The sequence below is a fragment of the Lacticaseibacillus porcinae genome (assembly GCF_003946305.1).
Classification (GTDB): Bacteria; Bacillota; Bacilli; order Lactobacillales; family Lactobacillaceae; genus Lacticaseibacillus; species Lacticaseibacillus porcinae.
In genome coordinates this window covers 33,812-55,374 of the sequence record NZ_RHNS01000020.1, presented here as the reverse complement: position 1 = coordinate 55,374, position 21,563 = coordinate 33,812, and the positions used below count along the sequence as shown (strand labels likewise).

Annotated in this window: 21 protein-coding genes; 7 read left to right on the top strand and 14 right to left on the bottom strand. The window is 47.0% G+C overall.

Going from position 1 to position 21,563, the window contains the following annotated elements; genetic code table 11:
- Positions 1-750: 750 nt before the first annotated feature.
- The 5 genes from EKM92_RS12060 to EKM92_RS12040 form a co-directional block, all read right to left on the bottom strand.
- Positions 751-1,410 carry an EAL domain-containing protein gene (locus EKM92_RS12060; protein ID WP_125711137.1) on the bottom strand — a complete coding sequence of 220 codons (660 nt, stop codon included), beginning with the start codon at positions 1,408-1,410 and terminating at the stop codon, positions 751-753.
- 422 nt (positions 1,411-1,832) lie between these two features.
- Complete coding sequence (locus EKM92_RS12055; RefSeq protein WP_125711135.1) at positions 1,833-2,291, bottom strand: hypothetical protein; 459 nt, start codon at positions 2,289-2,291, stop codon at positions 1,833-1,835.
- A gap of 37 nt (positions 2,292-2,328) precedes the next feature.
- Complete coding sequence (locus EKM92_RS12050) at positions 2,329-3,249, bottom strand: hypothetical protein (protein WP_125711133.1); 921 nt, start codon at positions 3,247-3,249, stop codon at positions 2,329-2,331.
- A 97-nt stretch (positions 3,250-3,346) separates the two neighbouring features.
- Positions 3,347-5,104, bottom strand: a complete 1,758-nt coding sequence (locus EKM92_RS12045; RefSeq protein ID WP_125711131.1) for an ABC transporter ATP-binding protein — start codon at positions 5,102-5,104, stop codon at positions 3,347-3,349.
- Positions 5,097-6,824 carry an ABC transporter ATP-binding protein gene (locus EKM92_RS12040; protein ID WP_125711129.1) on the bottom strand — a complete coding sequence of 576 codons (1,728 nt, stop codon included), beginning with the start codon at positions 6,822-6,824 and terminating at the stop codon, positions 5,097-5,099. Before EKM92_RS12040 ends, EKM92_RS12045 begins: the two co-directional genes overlap by 8 nt.
- 219 nt (positions 6,825-7,043) lie before the next feature.
- Between EKM92_RS12040 and EKM92_RS12035 the strand changes: the two genes are divergently transcribed.
- On the top strand, positions 7,044-7,595 hold the full coding sequence (locus tag EKM92_RS12035; RefSeq protein WP_125711127.1) for a GNAT family N-acetyltransferase: 552 nt from the start codon (positions 7,044-7,046) through the stop codon (positions 7,593-7,595).
- Positions 7,596-8,010: 415 nt separating this feature from the next.
- Here EKM92_RS12035 and rplA read toward each other — a convergent pair whose 3' ends face one another.
- Positions 8,011-8,700: a 50S ribosomal protein L1 gene (gene rplA / locus EKM92_RS12030; RefSeq protein ID WP_056963318.1), complete on the bottom strand. Its 690-nt coding sequence runs from the start codon at positions 8,698-8,700 to the stop codon at positions 8,011-8,013.
- 90 nt (positions 8,701-8,790) lie between these two features.
- Positions 8,791-9,216, bottom strand: coding sequence for a 50S ribosomal protein L11 (gene rplK, locus EKM92_RS12025; RefSeq protein ID WP_125711125.1), 426 nt, complete (start codon positions 9,214-9,216; stop codon positions 8,791-8,793).
- 202 nt (positions 9,217-9,418) lie between these two features.
- On the opposite strand from rplK, the gene EKM92_RS12020 reads away from it, so the two are divergent.
- A complete protein-coding gene (locus tag EKM92_RS12020) occupies positions 9,419-10,651 on the top strand; it encodes an MFS transporter (protein WP_125711123.1) in 1,233 nt (410 codons plus the stop codon).
- 500 nt (positions 10,652-11,151) lie between these two features.
- Here EKM92_RS12020 and nusG read toward each other — a convergent pair whose 3' ends face one another.
- The 7 genes from nusG to pplA all read right to left on the bottom strand — a co-directional run bounded on the left by nusG (position 11,152) and on the right by pplA (position 16,110).
- A complete protein-coding gene (gene nusG, locus EKM92_RS12015; RefSeq protein WP_125711121.1) occupies positions 11,152-11,700 on the bottom strand; it encodes a transcription termination/antitermination protein NusG in 549 nt (182 codons plus the stop codon).
- A 92-nt stretch (positions 11,701-11,792) separates the two neighbouring features.
- Complete coding sequence (gene secE / locus EKM92_RS12010; protein ID WP_125711119.1) at positions 11,793-11,963, bottom strand: preprotein translocase subunit SecE; 171 nt, start codon at positions 11,961-11,963, stop codon at positions 11,793-11,795.
- 25 nt (positions 11,964-11,988) lie between these two features.
- A complete protein-coding gene (gene rpmG / locus EKM92_RS12005) occupies positions 11,989-12,138 on the bottom strand; it encodes a 50S ribosomal protein L33 (protein ID WP_054718202.1) in 150 nt (49 codons plus the stop codon).
- Between the two features lie 31 nt (positions 12,139-12,169).
- On the bottom strand, positions 12,170-13,126 hold the full coding sequence (locus EKM92_RS12000; protein WP_125711117.1) for a UbiA family prenyltransferase: 957 nt from the start codon (positions 13,124-13,126) through the stop codon (positions 12,170-12,172).
- A complete protein-coding gene (locus EKM92_RS11995; protein WP_125711114.1) occupies positions 13,123-14,067 on the bottom strand; it encodes a 1,4-dihydroxy-2-naphthoate polyprenyltransferase in 945 nt (314 codons plus the stop codon). Before EKM92_RS11995 ends, EKM92_RS12000 begins: the two co-directional genes overlap by 4 nt.
- Positions 14,067-15,140 (bottom strand): FAD:protein FMN transferase, encoded by a 1,074-nt coding sequence (locus EKM92_RS11990; RefSeq protein WP_125711143.1) that lies wholly within the window; start codon positions 15,138-15,140, stop codon positions 14,067-14,069. The genes EKM92_RS11995 and EKM92_RS11990 overlap by 1 nt, the downstream gene beginning before the upstream one ends.
- Positions 15,141-15,246: 106 nt before the next feature.
- Positions 15,247-16,110 (bottom strand): extracellular electron transfer flavoprotein PplA, encoded by an 864-nt coding sequence (gene pplA / locus EKM92_RS11985; protein WP_125711112.1) that lies wholly within the window; start codon positions 16,108-16,110, stop codon positions 15,247-15,249.
- A gap of 298 nt (positions 16,111-16,408) precedes the next feature.
- Between pplA and EKM92_RS11980 the strand changes: the two genes are divergently transcribed.
- From EKM92_RS11980 to EKM92_RS11960, 5 genes are all read left to right on the top strand, one after another.
- Positions 16,409-18,316 carry an NAD(P)/FAD-dependent oxidoreductase gene (locus EKM92_RS11980; RefSeq protein WP_125711110.1) on the top strand — a complete coding sequence of 636 codons (1,908 nt, stop codon included), beginning with the start codon at positions 16,409-16,411 and terminating at the stop codon, positions 18,314-18,316.
- A 174-nt stretch (positions 18,317-18,490) separates the two neighbouring features.
- On the top strand, positions 18,491-18,925 hold the full coding sequence (locus EKM92_RS11975) for a NusG domain II-containing protein (protein ID WP_125711108.1): 435 nt from the start codon (positions 18,491-18,493) through the stop codon (positions 18,923-18,925).
- Positions 18,922-19,476 (top strand): Gx transporter family protein, encoded by a 555-nt coding sequence (locus EKM92_RS11970; RefSeq protein ID WP_125711106.1) that lies wholly within the window; start codon positions 18,922-18,924, stop codon positions 19,474-19,476. Before EKM92_RS11975 ends, EKM92_RS11970 begins: the two co-directional genes overlap by 4 nt.
- Entirely contained in the window at positions 19,470-20,450 is a 981-nt protein-coding gene (locus tag EKM92_RS11965) for a polyprenyl synthetase family protein (protein WP_125711104.1), read from the top strand. Before EKM92_RS11970 ends, EKM92_RS11965 begins: the two co-directional genes overlap by 7 nt.
- A gap of 143 nt (positions 20,451-20,593) precedes the next feature.
- Positions 20,594-21,139 (top strand): sigma-70 family RNA polymerase sigma factor, encoded by a 546-nt coding sequence (locus EKM92_RS11960; RefSeq protein ID WP_125711103.1) that lies wholly within the window; start codon positions 20,594-20,596, stop codon positions 21,137-21,139.
- Positions 21,140-21,563: the final 424 nt, after the last annotated feature.

Genomic DNA, 21,563 nt, shown 5'->3' with positions numbered 1-21,563 from the left:
AAGTCACCGATTGCATATCGACAACTTGCCCTTCAAGAGGCTGCATAACCAAGTTATTTAATTGTCCAACCTAATGGATTCACATCAATCCTCCAAAGGTTAATTGACTAGTTTTTAAGTTAAGTACTGTGAAGAAAAAAATGGCCCGTCCTTGTTGCGAGGCATTTGCCTCCAACAGACGGGTCGTCCTGATCGTGAAACTTGATCAGGTGAGCAGTTAAATTAAATTGGTATATCTCGCTAATCGATTGCTTACAAGAAATAATATACCTAATCTTTGTATAAAGGTCAACTACTTTTTTCAAAAAAATTCGATTAATTTTTGTTTCCTCCTGTCGCAAAGGATCCGCACACTTTCCGATAATTATTTTACGATTTAATTAATTCTGCTTATCCCAGTATTTGTGGGGTAATTCCTGAATTTGTTTGAAAAATCAAGCCATTCGCTGACAAAACGGCATTCAAACATTAAAAACGGCTACAATCGTATGTATTTTTTTATTAATAATTGTCACCCAATAAATAATACACAATTTGCAAAATCAACCGAATTTATTTTCCGAGGCTATTGCGACGCTGAACCACCCCACTTAAACCGGCGATCATGAACAACCCCATTAATACGAATAAACCTCTTATGACATCATTAGAATGAAAGCGCTAACCTCCAACGTACGACTGAATTTTGCTGATTCATTAAATTGGTATAGTTTTTTCAAATTAAAAAGCCACCCACAAAGGATAACTTGTTTACGCCACTTGGATCAATGCCGGTTTCCCGTAGAAATACCCTTGCAACACATCAGGCGCATATTCAGCGACAATATCCAAGTCGCTTTGATCTTCGACCCCTTCCAAGGCGAAGACTTTATGTTCTTTGGCGGCAAGATCACGCCAGAACTTTAAGAAAGGCATGGCCTCTTTGGTGGTGCCAGTGGCGCGGAAGTTTTGCAATGCAAATTTATATTCATTGGCATAAGGTGCCAAAGCTGCGACTAACGCTTGTGTGTTGGCACCAGTGCCGACATCATCAACACATACTCGCAAACCTGATGCCACATAATGTGAGGCGGCTTGGCTCAATGCTTCTACCGAAATATGGTCATCATGTTCCGTCAACTCCACCACTAAATGTACCGGCCGCTTCACATGTAACTCTGCCAAAGCTTGTTCAAAAGCTGGATCAACGAATTGTGCTTGATCCAAATTAAACGATAATAATGGGAGATCTTTTGGTAATACCGCCAAAGTCTGGTCTAACAAGTCAACAATGTCAGCGGCTTGATATTGACTGAAGTCGCTTGTCACTTGCCAGTGGTCGCCATGCCACTCGCGTAATAAGAACTCGTAGCCAATCAAGGTTTTGGGGTCGTTGAGCGAATATTTAGGCTGCCCGAAGAATCTGATCATAACTGGCTCACTTTCTCGTCGACCACGATGCCTTTGCCCGCGCGATCGACGTTTTTGATTTAATATCGTGAATTTTTTGATTAAGGATTCACAGTTTGTGAAATAGTTTCAATTCCATTTCACGCAAAAAAGCCATCAATTCGATGACCCGCCTGCAAAACCTATTGCCGTTTAAGGCGCACATTGCACACACCGGCGATGATGGTTTGAGGGAAGATCAGCGCCAATCCGTTTGAGAATAAAACGACCCGCCACAGCAGACCAGAATCGCCTCTGTGTACGGGTCGTCCTCAACCGATGCAAATCAAGGTCGAGGTGAGCAGATTTATTCATTTGTTCTCAAGTACAAGTTAATCTTATATTGACAGTTGTCGATTTGCAAGCACTTTTGCTTTTCTCAACAAAAATATTGGTTGCCCAATTTATTTCGCTTTGACGTGTAGTCGCTGATTCAACCGCTGCCACTGATACCATGACCATGCCAACGAAATGATCGCTAAGCCCACTAACCACGCTGCGCGCATGCCCAGTTCTGGAAGCTTAATTGCTTTGAGAAACCAAAACAATTGCCCGACATACATCCCGCGCTTCACCCATTTAAATTGCTTAGAGTCTTTAGGCAAGAAACGACTCGGATTTTGATCACTCAAGGTGCCGACTTTGGCGACCATCACATAGGCAATGTACACTGCCACCGTCAGGAATAACGCAGCCGCTACCACATAAGGCCAATTGGCAAAAGCCACGATCACCCCTGCCATCACCACCATTAACCCGGCAAAGCCTAGCAACACCTGCACAGGGATCACACGCTTGGCTTTTTGCATTTGTTCGTCACTCATAATTTCTAGGTCAAACAACACCCAATACAACCAGCGCATGTGCGCTCACCTCTTTAGCTGAAGCATAGCAAATGCGTCAATGTTTTGCACCTAGAAAAATCTTTCCGCGGCGATTGGTGTAAGTTGACCGTGCGATCCCAATGCCGATTACCACATTCATCCCCGTCAACAACCCATCATGACTATGCCACCACGCCACACTGCCTAATATCCCAGCAAACAACAGCATCTCAACCAACTGTAAAATGAATAATTGCCGCCGCCGTTTATAAAAGGCCCCAGCCTCATGATAAATTTCTTGATCTAACCCAGAGTTCGCAACACTTTGCGTCACTGCTATGATGATCGCCTCCCCGCTGATCAACCCGATCCACCAATCTGCTGCATTCATTAGCAAGATCCCCGGTCCCACCATGCACCAATAAGCAAAAAGTTGTAACCCAATTAACGCGAGTCCGAAGCGATCATCGACTTGTTTGACTGCGTCTTCATCGAGCACAGCTAACCCCAATACCCAACGATACAAGCATTGCCGCCAACGTCGATAAGGCACATGCGACGATGTTAATGCCTTGAGCTTCGTTTCCCGATGTCTCGCGTAACTGACCAAACCTACGAAACCCATCATCGCAACACCGAATCCTAACGTCATCCCCCATTGATGTGTCACTAACCCTGCACCCACAGCGACTGATCCTCCCCAAAACATCCCGAACACAATCGCATTACGACGCAATAAATTTAAACTCACAGCCTCCGCCACACTCACACGATCCACTCGCCGACGATAAAGTAAATCGATCAACGCCACTGCGATCACCCACTGCCCCCATTGCCACCTGTAGCCGGGATGTCGCCACGCAGACACAATAAACGCGACGAGACAGACGCCTTTTGCCCACAGCGATGCAGTCCCTACCACTGCGTTTGCTTCATATAATTCTTGTTTCGATGCCACGGTTAGATCAAAGAATAGTCGATACGCCCAAGTCCTCATGTCGATCCCTCCAATTTGCGCTTAGCATATCAGCAATCGCCATTCTGTCAATTTTGACGTCAAAAATAGCGCTGACCACATGATCAGCGCTACCGGTTTAATCAAATACCATTTGATTTTTATACAAGCTCGCATAAAAGCCATCTTGGGCTAACAGCTCTTGATGGTTGCCAGCTTCAATGATACGGCCATGTTGCAAGACTTCGATGCGGTCAGCCGCAAGGATCGTCTTCAAACGGTGCGCAATGACAAAGCTGGTGCGGCCAGCGATCACATTATCCATCGCTTTTTGAATCGCCGCTTCGGTCACTGTATCCACGTTTGACGTGGCTTCATCTAAAATCAACAGCTTCGGATCGGTCAAAATCGTCCGCGCAATGCTCAACAATTGCTTTTGCCCTGCAGAGAACAAGCTTTGTTCATCAGAAAGCGGTGTGTCGTAGCCTTTTGGCAAACTCATGATGTAATCATGAATGTAAGCTTGCTTAGCAGCAAACACCATTTCTTCGCGCGTCGCATCAGGTTTGCCGAAGCACAAGTTTGACGCGACGGTGCCTGAGAACAACTGTGGATCTTGCAAAACGATCCCGACTGTATCACGTAACTGCGTGAGATCGAGTTTGCGGACATCGACGCCATCGACTTCAATGGCACCAGAGTCCACATCATAGAAGCGATTAAGCAAGTTCATGATCGTCGTTTTCCCAGAGCCAGTCGGCCCCACTAACGCAACCATTTCCCCACGACGCGCTTCAAACGACACGCCATGAAGCACTTCTTTGCCAGGAATGTAAGAGAAGCGCACATCATTGACTCGCAGTGCTTGATTGACTGCCGATACAGGCAAGCCGTCAGTCGGTCGCACTTCTTCAGTGTTCTCATGCACTTCAGCGACACGGCGGGCGCCTGTGATCGCCAATTGAATCTGGGCATAAAGACTGGTCATCATCACGATCGGTTGAAAATATTGTTGGGCGTATTGCACGAACACCACGACTAACGCCAACGCCGCGCCAGTTGATAAGTTGCCTTGTAACACCAACCAACTACCAAAGAAGATCACAATGGCAGTGGTCAACAACATCAACCCACTCATCAACGGTTGTAACACCCCTGACCAGATCTGCCCAGTCAAAGTGGTTTTGGCCACTTGGTCATTGAGTTCATCAAAGCCTTTTAGCGAATCTTCTTGCAAGCCGTTGGTGATGATCACCTTTTGCCCAGTGACTTGTTCGTTGATGTAGCCGTTGAGCTTGCCGACATTATCTTGTTGCAAGTTCACCGCACGACTAGCTTGGCGAATGTTGACCACCGCAATGATCGCAGCTAATGGCGTCGTGGCCAAGGTCACCCAAGCGAGTTGTTGCGACGCGGCAAACATCACGTAGATCGCCCCAATGAATTGGGAGATCGAATAAAACATTTGGACGAACACTTCATTCATCGCATTAAAAATGTTATCCAGATCTGACGTGTACCGCGCTAAAATGTCCCCATCAGAATGGGTATCAAAGTATTTCACTGGCAGCCGTTGCATTTTTTTGAACAAGCCAGTCCGCATGTCGCCAGTAGCGGTGCCGCCGACCCATGAAAGGATCATCGAAGTCGACCAATCGCCAAAGTCAGATGCCACATACAACGCCGTTAAAATCGCGGCATTTTGGTAAAATGGCGTCAAGCCTTGTCCATGTTGTACCGTATTGGTCAACGCAGTGATCGCCCGACCTAAAAACATCGGTGCCGCAGCGTTAGTCACAGCAAAAATCAATACTGTAAACACTGCCGCAAGCAACCACCATGAGAAGCGCCCGAGGTACACGCGATAATAATGCATCGCTAATTTAAAATCACGCATGTGCCTCACTCCCTTCTAATGCCCGTTGCGTTTGATAAATTTCTTGATAAATCGGACTGGTTTTCACCAATTCCGCATGTGTGCCTGCTGCGACAATCTCCCCATGATCCACTACTAAGATTTGATCAGCGCGGATCACTGCGGACAATTTCTCAGCGATCAGCACTGTGGTGGTATCTTGCAGTTCATGATTCAACGCATCTTGGACTAAACGTTCACTGCGGGCATCCAATGCTGACGTGGAATCATCCATGATCAGAATCGTCGGTTTCCCAATAACGCCACGGGTGATGGCCAACCGTTGCTTTTGACCACCTGAGAAGTTCGCCGAGCGCTCTTCGACTTCAGCGTCGTAATGCGCATCTAAGCGATCGATAAATTCTGCCGATTGCGCAACATTTGCCGCCCAACGCATATCTGGCAAGGTCGCATCAGGTTTGCCTTGCCGTAAATTATTGGCGATCGTCCCAGAAAACAACGTCGCGCGTTGCAACACCATCGCCACATTGCCACGCAACGTCGCCGCGTTGAGGTCGCGGACATCATGGCCGCCAATGCGAATCGTCCCGCGGTCGACATCAAATAATCTTGGGATCAACTGGGCTAACGTCGATTTACCAGAGCCAGTCGCGCCAACGATCCCTAACATTTCACCAGGTTTGACGCTGAAGCTGACGTCTTTTAATGTCGGTTCCGTGTCACCAGGATATGTAAAGGTCACATCATTGAATTCCAAACTCCCAGTGAGTTTCTCTTCTGGGCCTTGTGGCAATACCATTGAAGGTTCATGGTCGAGGACTTTCCCGATCCGCCCTAAGGAAACAAACGCCCGCGTCGCCCCAGTTAAAATAAACGAGGCATTGATGATCGCCATGAGTAGTTGCATCACATAACTAATGAAACTGGACACTGCGGCTAAGTCACTAGGATGGGCCCCAATACTGCGGCCGACTAGCAACAACACCAACACACACGTGAGGTTGGCGATCAAGAAGAATCCTGGCATCATCCAAGAAAAGGTGTACCCAATTTTCACGGTAATGTCGACCATACGATCAGATGCGGTGGTGAATTGTTTGATTTGTTGCGGCTCTTGATTGAACGACTTCACCACTCGCACACCCATTAAGTTCTCGCGGGCAATGGTGTTAACTTCATCGATATCTGCTTGAACCTTGGCAAACAAACCGCCCATTTTCTTGGTGCCGAATACCGCGATCAACACCACGATCACGATCATCAACACGATCACCCACCACATCCTAGGAATAGTGATCAAGGCCAAGATCAAGGCGCCAACAAACAACACCGGCACCCGAAACACGATTTGAAAGACTGACATCAACATCCCTTGAACTTGGTTGACGTCGTTAGTCATCCGCACCACTAAGTTGCTGGCAGAAAATCGCTCGATATCAGCAAAAGCGAATTTTTGCACTTGGGCATATAAATCGCGGCGCATCGTTGTCGCCACGCCTACAGCAGTTTTCGCCGAATAAAAAGTATTCACGATCCCAGCCGCAATGCCTAATACCGCCAGCCCCACTAACCAGATCCCTAAATGCAGCACAGATTTCTGGTCATTGGCAATGATCGCGTTCATCATCGATTGCAGCAATCGTGGCTGCCATAATGTGGCAAACGCCAAGACGATCGTCGCAATGGTGGCGATGATCGCTGGTTTACCAAAACGCCGTAAATACGGCCATAAAGTTTTCATAGGTCCCCCTGACTGCTTTGAAATAAAAATCCTTTTGGTGCGTCAGTCAACTTTTGCTAACTTCTGTTTATAACCCGCAAGTTCCTTACCCTAAAGCTCTCATAAATCATTAATATTCTAATCGTACCACGGAAAGTCACAGAATCACCAATGATTATGATATTTACGGCCAAGTCATCAGGCGGTAAACTAAACCATATCGCTTTTGGAGGATCTGTGATGTATATTCGAAACGCCCAACCCACTGATGGCGCAGACTTGTTGACGATTTACGCGCCTTTTGTCACCAATACCACCGTGACCTTAGAAACCGAAGTCCCGACCATTGCCGACTTCACCCAACGCATCGTCGACACTTTGCCAGATTACCCTTACTTAGTGGCTTGCGCCGACAACGGCGACATCTTAGGTTATGCCTACGCCCATCGCTACAAAGAGCGCCTCGGTTACAACTGGACCGTGGAAACTAGTATTTACGTCGGCCACTCAGGCCATGGCGTCGGTCAAGCACTATATCACGCATTATTTGAATTATTGACGCAACAACATGTCCAAACTGTGATGGCCTGTGTCACCGGGAACAACCAGCGCAGTTTAAATTTCCACGAACGTTTAGGCTTTATTGAAGTTGGCCATTTTGAAAAAGTTGGCTACAAACTCGGCGAATGGGTCGACATCCATTGGTTTGAACGACGCCTCAGCGATGGCGCCCCGCAAGCGTTTATTCCATTCCACCAATTACCGCAACACCCACAAGCCCATACTGCATAGATGGTTATCAAGCTGACTCAGAAATTGTGAGTCAGCTTTTTTATCCACACTTTTTCATCACGCAATGGCAATCATCATATTATCCACACCCGGCGTTTTGCCCGTAGTACTCACTGACGGAGAGGCTTGGGTCTCATGGAGGTGAGCGGGATCATGGTCGTGGCAGTGAAATCAAGGAAGACGCCGCATTTTGGCGGCTTGCGCAGATTTCACCGGCAAAATATGAAACAAAGTGGTTTTCTTTGGTTCATATTTTAGGCGTAAGAACATCGGCGCACTTTGCCGATTTCTGCAGCCGGCCGCACGACCATGATCCCGCTCACCGGAGTGAGACCCAACCCTCGGAGTCTTTAAAGACACCAAAAAAGCCATCACCGAGAAATCCCGATGATGGCTTTGCTTTGTAATCAGTTGATTAGAAAGCTTGGGCGTCAACTTTGACACCAGGCCCGAAGGTGGAAGTCAAAGTCAAGCTCTTGATGTAAACACCCTTGGTAGATGCAGGACGTGCTTTCGTGATCACGTCGTTCATCGCCTTGAAGTTTTCAGCAAGTTTTTCTTCAGAGAAGGAAACCTTACCGATCGGTGCGTGAACGATACCAGCTTTATCAGCACGGTATGCCACTTGACCTGCTTTGATGTCGTTAACAGCTTTGGTAACGTCCATCGTCACAGTACCGGTCTTTGGGTTAGGCATCAAGCCTTTAGGACCAAGGACACGGCCTAAACGACCAACCTTAGCCATCATCGGTGGCGTTGCAACCGCAACGTCAAAGTCTAACCAGCCGTCTTGGATCTTTTGAACCAAGTCGTCGCCGCCGACAAAGTCTGCGCCAGCTTCTTCAGCCATTTTGGCTTGTGGGCCTTCGGCGAAGACGATGACAGTTTGGCTACGGCCAGTCCCGTTAGGAAGCACAACGGCCCCACGGATCTGTTGGTCAGCTTGTTTTACGTCGATGTTTAAGTTGTAAGCAACTTCAACAGTTGCATCGAACTTAGCAAAGTCGATGGCCTTAACTAATGCGACAGCTTCTGCTGGGGCGTAAGTCTTGGTTGCGTCAACTTGCTTTTGTGCTTCAAGAAACTTCTTTGCTTTTTTAGCCATTTTGGGAATTTTCCTCCTTGCAAATGTGGTCAGCGGGCCTTAGCCCTTCCACTTGATTCACTCGACTTTTGCCGAGGATCCGGACAGTTCTTAGCCTTCGACAACGAAGCCCATGGAACGAGCTGTCCCTTCAACCATGCGCATAGCAGCTTCTACGTCTGCAGCGTTAAGGTCTTGCATCTTCGTTTCAGCGATTTGACGAACTTGATCCTTAGTCACAGTAGCGACTTTCTTGGTGTTTGGTTCGCCAGAACCGTGTTCAACGCCAGCGGCTTTCTTCAGCAAGATAGCTGCTGGAGGGGTCTTGGTAACGAATTCGAAGGAACGATCTTCGAACACAGTGATCACAACAGGGATGATCATGCCTGCTTGATCAGCAGTGCGTGCATTGAAATCCTTGGTGAAACCCATGATGTTGATCCCGGCCTGCCCTAAAGCAGGACCTACTGGAGGAGCTGGAGTTGCCTTCCCCGCAGGGATCTGGAGTTTAACGATGTTTGCTACTTTTTTAGCCACGAAACATAACCTCCTTAAGTCCGTGATGTGGTCATGATGGCCAAGTCAATTTTGGCCTCCCACGTGTATGCACAAAACATACCAGAATAGATTAGCATGAAAAAATACCCTTTGCAAGCAAAACCTGACTAGTCGTGACGTAAATTATTTTGTTAAAATGTAGCTACCCAACATCTGTCACTTTATCTATGGAGGAAACGCCATGTCACCGATGCATCATTGGCGCAAAAACGTCAATTTGTTTTTAGGCGGTCAGTTCTTGTCTGGGATCACCACGATGATCGTGCAATATGCAATCATTTGGTACCTCACCAAACATACTGGCTCAGCCACGATTTTAAGTTATGCGACTTTAGTGGGCATGGTCCCGATGGTGATCTTAAGTCCTTTTGTCGGCGGGTTTATCGATCGTAGCCACAAAAAATGGCTATTGATCATCTCGGATTGGATCGTCGCGGCCTTTGCCTTGGCTTTATTTATCGCTGGGCGCGATCAATTTCCATTATGGTTGGTGTTTGTCAGCTTAGCGATGCGCGCAATCGCCCAAACATTTCAAATGCCGACGATCCAAGCGTTGATCCCAACGTTAGTCCCAGAAGATGAACTCACTCGTGTCAACGGGCAACTCGGCATGGTGCAGTCAGCGAATATGTTGATCGCACCAGCGCTAGGGGCGTTCTTATTTAGTGTTGTCGATATTCGCTGGTTGATTTTACTCGATGTGCTCGGGGCTTTGCTTGGGACATTGATGTTACTCCCAGTCAATATTCCTTATCACCCGGCAGTTGATGCTGGACAACATGTTTGGGCTGACACGAAAGCTGGGTTCACCATGTTACGCCAGCGCCGCGGGTTATGGGCGATCACGATTTTAGGCATGGGGTTCACGTTAGTCTTCATGCCAGCGGCTAGTATGTATCCGTTAATGACGATGCAACATTTTCATGGCTCAGTCGGACAAGCCGGTTTGATCGAAGTGGTGTATTCAGCTGGTATGCTTGCCGGCGGTGCGATCATCGGGTTATTTGGAAAATGGCGCGATCGCATGAAGCCGATTTTATTTGCTTATGCGATCATCGGGATCACCATCGGCGCCAGTGGCTTACTGCCTGGAACGCCACAAGCGTTTTGGTGGTTTGTTGGACTTAATGCGATTGCTGGCTTAGGGACCCCATTTTTCAACACGTTGTTAATGGCGATGATCCAACAAAGCTATCCACCTGAACGCTTAGGCCGTGTGCTTGGGGTGTTGAACAGTTTAATGAGTCTCACCGGTCCCGTCGGTTTGATTTTTGCTGGGCCTTTGGCTGATCAACTTGGCGTGTCGACGTTGTTTGTGATTGCAGGCATCGGCACTTTGATCTGTGGTGCCATCACGTGGTTGTTGCCAGCAACGCGCACTTACGATCAACGGCTACAAGCAGAAAGTAAATAAGCACACGAAGGCCACGAAACTGAATTCAGTTTCGTGGCCTTTTGGCTTTAATGCCATTCAATTACGTCAAAGCAGTGACCAAAAGCGTTCCCAAGCAACAACTCTGCGTAACTTTGGGGGATTGGCCCAAAACCACTTTAAGGCTTACTCAGCTCTGCATTGCCTTTCGTCCACAGGCGTCACAAGCTTCCCATGTCACCATGGGGAAATCGATCCGGTGTGATCTAACTGAACCCGACTGGGCCCTTAGGTGCCGGCACTTTTGAAGCTAGAGATCCAACGGCGTAATGCCGCTGCGGATCAGTCTCACTCAGTTTGCGAGGAACTGCCCCTCGTTGCGAAGTACTACTGACGACCTGCGCTAAGTCGCCCCTTCCTCCTTGAATTCGACATCATCATATCACGTCTAATTACCCGTGACAAGACCAAGAGCTATGAATGTTTTTCCTAAAAATCGTCAAAAAACCGCCACTGAAAATTCAGTAGCGGTCCAGCAACCATTAGTTTTTGTCGACTTGGTCGTAATCGAGTTCTGCGGCAGTTTCACGATCAAACATATTGATGGTGACACGCAGCTTTTGCTTTTCTTTATCGTTGGCAGTGACTTTACCTTCCATACCAGCAAAGGCGCCATCAATGATGGTGACCGTTTCGCCGAGATCGAAGTCAACGTTTGCAGTTTTGCGAGCGCTCATCCCTAAGGAATGTAAGATACTGGTGATTTCTTCTGGTTCCAATGGCGCAGGCTTGGAGCCGGCACCGTGAGAGCCGACGAACCCTGTAACGCCTGGGGTGTTCCGGACCACGAACCAAGATTCATCTGTCATAACCATTTCAACTAAGACATAGCCTGGGAAAGTCTTTTCCATGACCTGCTTCGCCTTACCGTTTTTGGTTTGGGTTTCTTCTTCTTCTGGCACGATCACACGGAAAATGAAGTCATCCATGCCCATGGACCCTGCGCGGGATTCCAAGTTCGTTTTAACTTTATTTTCGTAACCAGAGTAAGTATGCAAGACATACCATTGTTTTTCGACAGATTCTACCATGATGCGCTCCTTTAAATTTGATGGCGACAAAATAAAAAACCGTCCATTACCGGCACGGTTTTTTCGTTAGTTCTAGTATAGCAAATCTCAACTTAGAATACAAACAGCTTCAACAAGGTCAAAATGACAAAGTCAGCTAAAGCGAAGTAAATCGCAAACAAAACTGAGGTCATCACAACAGTGGATGTATCACGCCGAGTTTCCTTGGCGTTGGGCCAAGTGACAGCTTTCATTTCTTGGAATACACTTTTAATAAATTTCATGAATTTCTCTCCCAACGCCGCGGGCTTACTTGGTTTCGCGGTGCTCAGTGACTTTTTTGCAGTACTTGCAATATTTGTTTAAGGTCAAACGTTCAGTACGTTTACGATTTTCTGGTACGAAGTAATTGCGCCGACCACACACAGAGCAGGCCATTGCGACTTTTTTTACAGACATAAGGAATTTCCTCCAGACTACTTACAATGTATCAGAAATTCAAAAGTCCTGCAACTAAGAGTAACACCACTTCTGCCGCTGCCGTCGTTAACAAGGTTTTGATCGCGAGGTTGAAGGTTTTGCGTTTATCTTGCACTGCCATAAAGCCGGCAGTGTTTTTCGCGACTAACGGCCACAACAACAAGGTGAGCAGCGACAACCAAGGCAACGCCCGTAGCAACACCGCTAACACGATCATCGCAAAAGCGACACGCGGCAGCCAAGGATAGATCTTCATGGCGCGCGGCTTGCCGAGATAATAAGGCAGCGTATAGCGTTGATTGCGTTGATCTTGTTCAAGATCACAAATATTATCGGCAAACATCACGGTGCCATCTAAAATCACGATCGGCAAGGCCACCAACAACAATTGCAAGCATTGCGCCATATATAACCCAAAGCGGAATTGACTCCAAGTGAGGCTTAACGTCATCGGTTGCGGCACGATGTTGACAAACACCGCAATAAAAATCGTCCCAAAGCCTTCGCACATCCCTGCAAGAAATTCCCCACTAGGAATACGCGACAGCGGCACCGGCCCAAAAGTATAGAAAATCGCCACAAAAATTGCGGCCCCACCGATCACCAACAAACTTAAATTCGTCCGAAACACCAACCACAACCCGCATAAACAAGCAATGGTCAAGAAACCAAGCATCAACGCGAGGATTCGCTTAGGGTTCAAATGTTCACGACCGATAATATTTTGGGTGGCACGATAATGATCATCTTTGGCTTTATAGAAATCTTGGACATTGTTAAAGCCGGTGACAAACAAGGCAATGCTCATTTGACCAACGAAGTAGATCAAGGTGTTGCCCCAGTTTAATTGGTGGTAATGCACCCAAGCATAGCTGACCCCAAATAAAAAGGGCAACAAGCTCGCCGCTTTAGCTGGCAGTCTGATCAATTCTAAAAATAGTGGCCAAGTTAAATGCTTTTCAGTCATCGACTCAACCCCCAATCGATCAACAATGCCAAAATCAAGGCAATATTTTCTGCCAGTAGCGATAATAACGCGGTTTTAAAGGTTTTGGCTTTATCTTGCAACGCTAAGAACTGTTGGGTGTTGCGCCATACCAATGGTAACGCCACAAACACTAACAACGCGGGCCAATGCAAGAGCCCTAATGCCACCGCGATCAATATCGCGACAAAGCCGCCGTAAGCTAAGCTCGCGTATAACCACATCGCTTGGCCATGGGTCAAATACATTGGCAACGTCGTGCGGTGGTTAGCTTCATCTTCTTTTAAGTCACACAAGTTATTGGCTAACATCACATTGGCGATGGTCCCCATGGGCATCACGCACACTAAGATCAACGTCACCAACGCCACCCAGCTGCCTGACACAAATAAGTTCGGCCATTGCCAAGTCACTGCCACAAAGCTTTGAGGCAACACATTGACAAACACCATTAAAAACGGGATCCCAAAGCCCATCGTCACCCCTGAGAACACTTCTCCGAGTGGTAAGCGATTCAGCGGAAGCGGCCCGCTAGTGTAAAAGATCCCGATCAACACACAAAAGCCGCCAATGAAAAACAGCACCCATTGCGTCCGCCACACCAACACTAAACCGATCACTAACGCTGCAAATAACAAGGTGACGATCAAGTTCAACACTGTTTTAGGCGCCACTTGCCGTCGTCCGAGGACATTGGTGTGTTCGCGATAGTCATCGCTGACCGCATGTTGATAATCCATTAAATTATTAATTGCTGTCGTCGCCATATCGATGCACAGCAACGCCACAAAAAACAACAGGCTGTTAAGCCCGTTGAGTTGATGAAAATACGCGAGGCTAAAGCCTAGCCCGATCAAACATGGCAAAATGCTGGCAAGCTTGGTTTTAGCTTCAACCACTTCTAAAAATGCAGGTATCGTCATTATTTCAACTCCGCCAAGGTATACCCAGAATCCGGTAATAACTTAAAGCTCTTCTTCAAGCCACTTGAAACATAGACTTTTTTATCTTTGGTGATAAAGATCGCTTCGGCATAGCCAGTTTTTTCGATGAAGGCCATGCCATCTTTCAACCCTTTATCAAAGGTCGCAGTCGACAACGCATCCCCATCCACCGACTTTTTGGTGATGATCGACACACCCATTAAGTTGTTTTCAAATGGATAACCAGTCTTTGGATCCATTAAATGGGAGTACACATGACCGTCAACTTTTAAGTAACGTTCATAGATCCCACTGGTGACAATGGTCATATTCTTTTCAGGCACGGTCCCAATGGCTGTCCCCCGTGATTTCTTCGGATCTTGAATGCCGACCGTCCAAGGTTTGTTGGTGCCTTTTGGTGAATGACCGAGCACATAAATATTCCCGCCGAGATCGACAATGGCAGTACTTACCTTGTCGCGCTTCAAGACTTTCACCACTTGATCAGTGATGAAACCTTTGGCGATCCCGCCAAGGTCGATAGCCATGCCAGGCTTTTTCAAATAAACAGTTTGTTTTTTGTCGTTAAGCACCACGTCTTTGTAATTGACCAAAGGCAGTTTGGCATCAATTTCTGCTTGGCTCGGCTTGCGGGCATCGTTAAAGCCGATGTGCCAAAGACTGGTGATCGGCCCGATGGCTAAATCAAAGGCGCCTTCAGACTTATCCGAGTAACTTTTGGCATATTTGATCATCGAATAAATTGCTGGGGTCACTTTAACGGCTTTTTTGCCCGCTTGTGCGTTGACCGCATCAACTTCAGAGCCTTCTTGGTTGACCGTGGTTTCTTTAGCCAGCACTTTAATGCGCGCGAAGGCATCGTCTAAGGCACTTTGTTTGCCTTTGTCATAAACGCGGATCGTTACCACAGTCCCCATGAGAAATTGGGTATCTTCATAAGGGCTTTTGACCAACGTTGGGGCTTTTTTGACCGTGGTGTTTGCTTGCCCACAGCCTGCTAATGAAGTGACGGCAAGCAATACTGTCGCCACTGCGATCCAAAACTTTTTCATCATCAAATTCCTTCCAACCACAGAATAGTTCTAGGATAACAGTTGAGAACAAAAACAGGTAGTACCCACAAGGATACTACCCATTTTTTGTGTGCCTAGTGTTTGCTTATTCAGCGTACACGATGTTGTCAACGGTGATCTTGTCAGTGTTGCCAGCTTGCGCAGCGTTGATCAATTGTTCAGCATATTGGATGAAGGAAGTTGAACTGGAAGTTGCACCAGAAACAACATCAACTTCAGCAGGGGTTTGCTTCTTCACTAAGGCTTCGTTCAATTCCTTGGTGTATTCAACAGGGCCCACTTTGTTGACTTTCTTCATCGACTTTTCGTAGTCAGCATCTTTAGTCTTGGACTTGCCGTTCTTGTCGACGTTGTCGTAGTTAGATGCAGTGATCTTGCCGTCTTTGACGGTGATGGAGAAGGTTACACGATAGCCATGGGAGTAGTTCTTTTCTTCCAAGGTGTAAGTGCCATCTTGCATCTTCTTAGTGTTTTGGATCTTGATGGTCTTGTGGTTGCCAGCTTGGGCAGCTTGAACTAATTGTGCAGCATAGTTCTTGAAGGACCAGGAAGATTCAGTGGCACCAGAAACAACTTCGATCGAGCCAGTGTTAGCGCCAGCCTTCTTGAAGGCTTTGTTCAAAGCTGGGATGTATTCTTTAGGACCAGTCTTAGCGACTTTCTTCATTTGCTTTTCGTAAGCTTTGTCCTTGGTCTTGGACTTGCCGTTTTTGTCGACATAGTCATATGTGGTCTTGGTGATCTTACCTTTTTTAACGGTAATGCCCATCTTAACTTTGTAGCCATGGGAGTAGCCAGTTTCTTGCAACTTGTACTTGCCGTTTTGCAGCTTTGCGCCAGCAGTTTGCTTAGCAGCAGCGTCAACGTTGTTGGACGGGTTCCCAAAAGCAGCTAAGCTTAAGGCGGTCAATGCGATCACGGAAATGCTTGTCACTGTCTTTAATTTCATTTGTCAGTACCCCTTTTTGAATAATGCCCTAAATTTGTGTTACCTTTCACACAAAATAAGTGTACTCAGTGTTTGTGCAAAAAGCAACAAAATCCGAAAAAATTTAGCGCTTTCACATGCGATTCTTACTAGACCAATTACCGCTTACAAGTGTGCGTCACGAAAGAATTAAGAGTTATTTATGAGAAACGGTTTCAAAGCGTGTGAAATTATGGACAAACCGATTGTGTTAAAGGTATAATGACGAACGTAACCAGCAATTATTTTAACCAGAATTCACACAAGGAGTGTTATTGCCATGACGCAAAAAAACATCGTCGTCATCGGCGCCGGATTTGCAGGGGTTTATGCAACTAAGCGGTTAGCCAAGAAGTTTAAAAAAGATCCAGATGTGACGATCACCTTGATCGACAAACATTCATACTTCACTTATATGACCGAACTGCACGAAATCGCTGCCGACCGTGTCGATGAAAACGCGATCCAATACGACTTGCAACGTTTGTTCTGCCGTCGCAAGAACGTGAAGCTAGTGACTGATGAAGTCACTACCATCGATCGTGAAAACCAACTCGTTAAAACGAAACATGGTGCTTACCCATATGACTATGTGATGTTAGGCATCGGCTCTGAACCTAACGACTTTGGCACCCCTGGCGTCAAAGAACATGGCTTCACTTTAGGTTCATGGGAACAAGCGATTCAGCTTAAAGAACATGTGCGTGACGTGGTCCGTCGTGGCTCTGTTGAACATGATCCTGAAAAGCGTAAGTCTTTGTTATCCATCGTGGTTGTTGGCTCCGGCTTTACTGGGACTGAAACCATCGGTGAATTACGCGACTGGCGTGAAAGCTTAGCTAAAGAATTCAAACTTGATCCAGAAGAGTTGACCTTTACCTTAATGGAAATGGCACCAACCATCATGAACATGCTGGATCGCTCCGACGCTGACAAAGCTGAGAAGTACATGATCAAACGCGGCATCAAAGTGATGAAAAACACTGGTGTTGTCGGCGTTCATGATGACTATGTCGACTTAAAAGATGGTTCCACTTATCCAACTTCCACGTTGATTTGGACTGCTGGGGTCAAAGCCACTAGCCAAGCGGCTAACTTCAAGTTGACGCAAGGCCGTGCCGGTCGGATCGTGGTCAACTCCCACATGCAATCCGTTGACGATGACAAAGTTTATGTCGTTGGGGATGTCTCCTTCTTTGACGGCAACTCTGATCGTGGTGAACCACAAATCGTGCAAGGCGCTGAAGCTAGTGTCCAAACTGCATTGGATAACATCACCAAGCAAATGAACGGTCAAACCCCTGATGTTGACTACAAAGCTTCTTATTCAGGCTTTATGGTCAGCTTAGGTTCTCGTTATGGTGTTGCCAACTTAATGGGCTTCATGCATTTGTCCGGGTTCTTTGCAATGTTGATGAAGCATTTGGTCAACATGTTGTATTTCATCCAGATTTATTCTGGTTACTACTTGTTCCAATACTTCATGCACGAATTCTTCCGGACTCGCAACGACCGCAACTTAATGCGTGGTCATATCTCTCGTCAAGGTAACGTTTTATGGGCAGTGCCAGCGCGGATCTTCTTAGGTGCGATGTGGTTAGTCGATTGTGCTTATAAAGTTTCTGGCAAGGAATCATGGTTCATCGACAAACTCCGCTTACCATTCACTTGGTTGCAGCCTGCTGCCACTTCCGGTGCTTCTGCTGCCGGCGCTGACGCGACGAGTGCTGCTTCTGGTGGTGGTGCTGACGCGGCAGCCACTGCGGCAAGCACAGCAAAGCAAGTCTTCTCCTTATCTTATCAATATGGCAAAGACCCAATGGCTGTGTTTAACGTGATGCCTGACTGGATGGCTTCAGTCACCAAGATCTTCATTCCTAACCAACAAGTCGCCTTCTTCATGCAAAAGTCGATGACGGTCATCGAAATCTTGATCGGTTTAGCGTTGATCGCTGGTTTATTCACTTGGGTCGCAGGTGGGATGTCTGTTGCCTTCACCGTGATCTTCTGCTTAAGTGGGATGTTCTACTGGGTCAACATTTGGATGATCCCAATGGCATTAGCCACCATGAACGGCTCCGGTCGTGCCTTTGGCTTAGATAAGTGGGTCGTGCCTTACTTGCAAAAGACTTTCGGCAAGTGGTGGTACGGTAAACCACAAGCGTTATATGGCAATGATGCCAAGTAGTTGGCAATAACGGTTTTCCGGATTTGGGTTCTGGGGTAAAATTGACCCCAGGACCTTTTTTCTTACCAAAGCGTTGCAGTCCGCACTTAGCAGAACGGATAGCCTAGGTTAAGCGTGTCTGCGTTGCTTGGCGTAGCGCAACAACTCGCAACCACTTTTCGAAGGGAGCTTTAAATGAAACACTATTTAAAAATGATCAAGCCCTTCGATATCATCATCGTGGTGTTATTGTTGATTGCATCGTTTATTCCTTATTTCGTTTTTGCCCATCAAGAAGCTGATCAACAAGCCGCAACATCGTCGTCAAAGGCGGTTTATACCGCAGTCGTCACTCACAACGGCGAAGAAGTTTACCGCATTAAGTTAACAGGACATAAAGGCACCACGACTTGGAAGTATAACGACGGCCACGACTGGAACACCATCGTCACCACTGGCGATCAAATTCAAATCAAAGATGCAAATTGTTCAGATCAAGTTTGTGTCCGCAAAGGCAAAATCGCCAAGCCAGGACAAACTATTGTCTGCTTGCCGCACAAGTTATTGATCGAGATCAAATCTACTGGTCACACCAGCGGAAATAATACGGGAGGGATGGTGACAGAATGAATTATCGACCAGACCGGACCCGCCAAGTGATTTTTATTGCGTTGCTATGTGCCCAAGGTGTGATCATCGGTTTACTCGAGCGCATGATCCCCTTCCCATTTGCCTTCGCTCCTGGTGCCAAACTCGGGTTAGCGAATTTGATCACGATCATTTCGTTGTTTACCATGTCGACTTCTGATAGCTTCTTATTGATGCTGTTACGGTTGGTATTAACCACATTGCTCGGTGGTACCTTGTCGACATTTCTCTATTCAGGTGCCGGCGCCGTGTTATCGTGGTTAGGGATGTTATTGATCAAACAACTCGGTGAAAAACGCGTCTCGATGATCGGTATCAGCGCTGCTGGTGGGATTTTACACAATGTCGGTCAGTTAGTGGTTGCCAGCTGGATCGCACAGTCATGGACCGTCATGTTGTATTTACCGATTTTAAGTTTTATGGGGATCTTAGCGGGGATCGCTGTTGGGGTTGCCGCTAATTTCTTATTCGAACATATTCAAACCCTCAGTCGATTGCGCTTTGATCGCCATCAAAGGAGAAAAGCATGTTGATCCATCCAATGTGGGCGGACTATCCTGAAGTCGCCTCTGAACTTACTGCCACTTTGCAATTGATCCAACAAGAGATCAAACCGCAAAACACCAAAGTCGCCGACGCTTTAGTCGACATGATCAATGCCGGCGGGAAGCTGTTGCGGCCAGCCTATTGTTTATTATTTTCCCAATTTGCCAAAAACCGCGATGCCGACAAAATGATCGCCTTAGCTGCTGCCGTCGAAGCGTTGCACAATGCGACGTTGGTGCATGATGATATCATCGACAAATCAAGCGTACGCCGAGGATTGCCGACGATCTCCGCACAATTTGGCGAAGATGTCGCTGTGTATGCAGGCGATTATCTTTTCGTTGTGTGCTTTAAATTGATCGCTAAATATGCGAGTGACCTCAAGTCAGTGCAACAAGACGCCGGCTCGATGGAGCGGTTGTTGAACGGTGAACTTGAACAAATGGCCACCCGTTACAATTACGACATGACCATCGATCAATATTTAAATCAAGTTTCTGGCAAAACTGGGCAGCTGTTTGCGTTATCGAGTTTCATCGGCACTTATGAAAGTGGTCAACCATTGCGTTTTGCCAAAAAAGTCGAAAAAATCGGCTTAAACATCGGTGTTGCCTTTCAATTGTTAGATGATATCCTCGACTACACTGCCGACAGTCAAACGCTTGGCAAACCAGTTCATGAAGATATGAAACAAGGCGTTTACTCAGCGCCATTGATTTTGGCCATGAGTCAAAACCGCGCCGCATTTTTACCTTATTTACAAAAGCAAAAAGCCATGACGGCTGACGACCTTCAAGCGGTGATGCAACTGGTCACCCAATATCGCGGCGTTCAACGTGCCCGCGCCATGGCGCAAGACTACACTGATCAGGCATTGAAAGGTTTAAACACCTTACCTGACGTCCCAGCCAAACAAACCTTGATCCGTTTAACCACCCAGCTTTTGAACCGGCGCAGTTAACGCCGCAAAGCCTTGACCGACATCAGGTCAAGGCTTTTTTTGTGGTTGGGCAACGATCATTTGAAGACGAGTTTTTAGGAATTTCTCTTAAGTGCTTATACAATAACATCATGAGGTAGTTTCAGCCCACACTTTGGGGGGTGATGGGAGTTACAGAAGCCGAGATCCGCGCTTTGGCAAAAGCTGCGGTCCATGATTCCGACGCCTTTGAACGGTTATTTCAGCAATATCAGCCACTTTTGTTACACATGTTTGAACGTTACCATTTGATCGGCTTTGATCGCGATGATTGGCTGCAAGAAGCACGAACGGCGATGTTGCGGGCCATCATTAATTTCAATGGCGACGCCGGTTCCAAATTTGGGTCTTACTTTCGTCTAGTCGCCCGCTCACAACTGAACGGTTTGATCCGCGTTAATCTGTCATTAAAGCGCGCCATCGATCAAAATGCGACTTTAATGTCCAAGATCCCCGATCATTATGTCCATGAGCCGACGCGCAATTACGAAGACTCCTTATTAATGGGGATCGAATTATCAGAATTTCTCGACACCTTATCTGAAATTGAAACCCAAAGCTTTTTTGCTGAACTCAATGGCACCATGCCGCAACAGCCACCATCGGTTCGCCGCGCGCGGGAACGCACCCGTCGGAAGTTAGAAAACTATATCGCCGATTACCATCATTAATGCGATGACGGACTACCGAGGACAAGACCAAATTTGGCCTTGTCCTTTTTTAACTACCGCACCAGCAACGTCAGTATCAATTGAATTCTCTGTGAGTTATCCTCACGAAACGCTATGGTCGCCAACGATTTGGCTTCACTGCGGTGAATGGGACAAGTTGCCGATGCGGCCGGTTGCAGAGATCGGCAAAACCCGCCGATGCTCTTTCACCTAAAAAATGAACCGTAGAAAACCACTCCGTTTCATTTTTTGCCGGTGAAATCTACGTGAACCGCCATAAACCAGCGTTTCACTTGATTTCACTGTCACAGGCAATTGTCCCATTCACCTTCGTTTTGATAAATCATCGCCACCCACAACTTTGCTTCTTTGGTGTCACTCGCTGACAAATCAAATCCTCTCACACTGAAACATCGGTCATTAA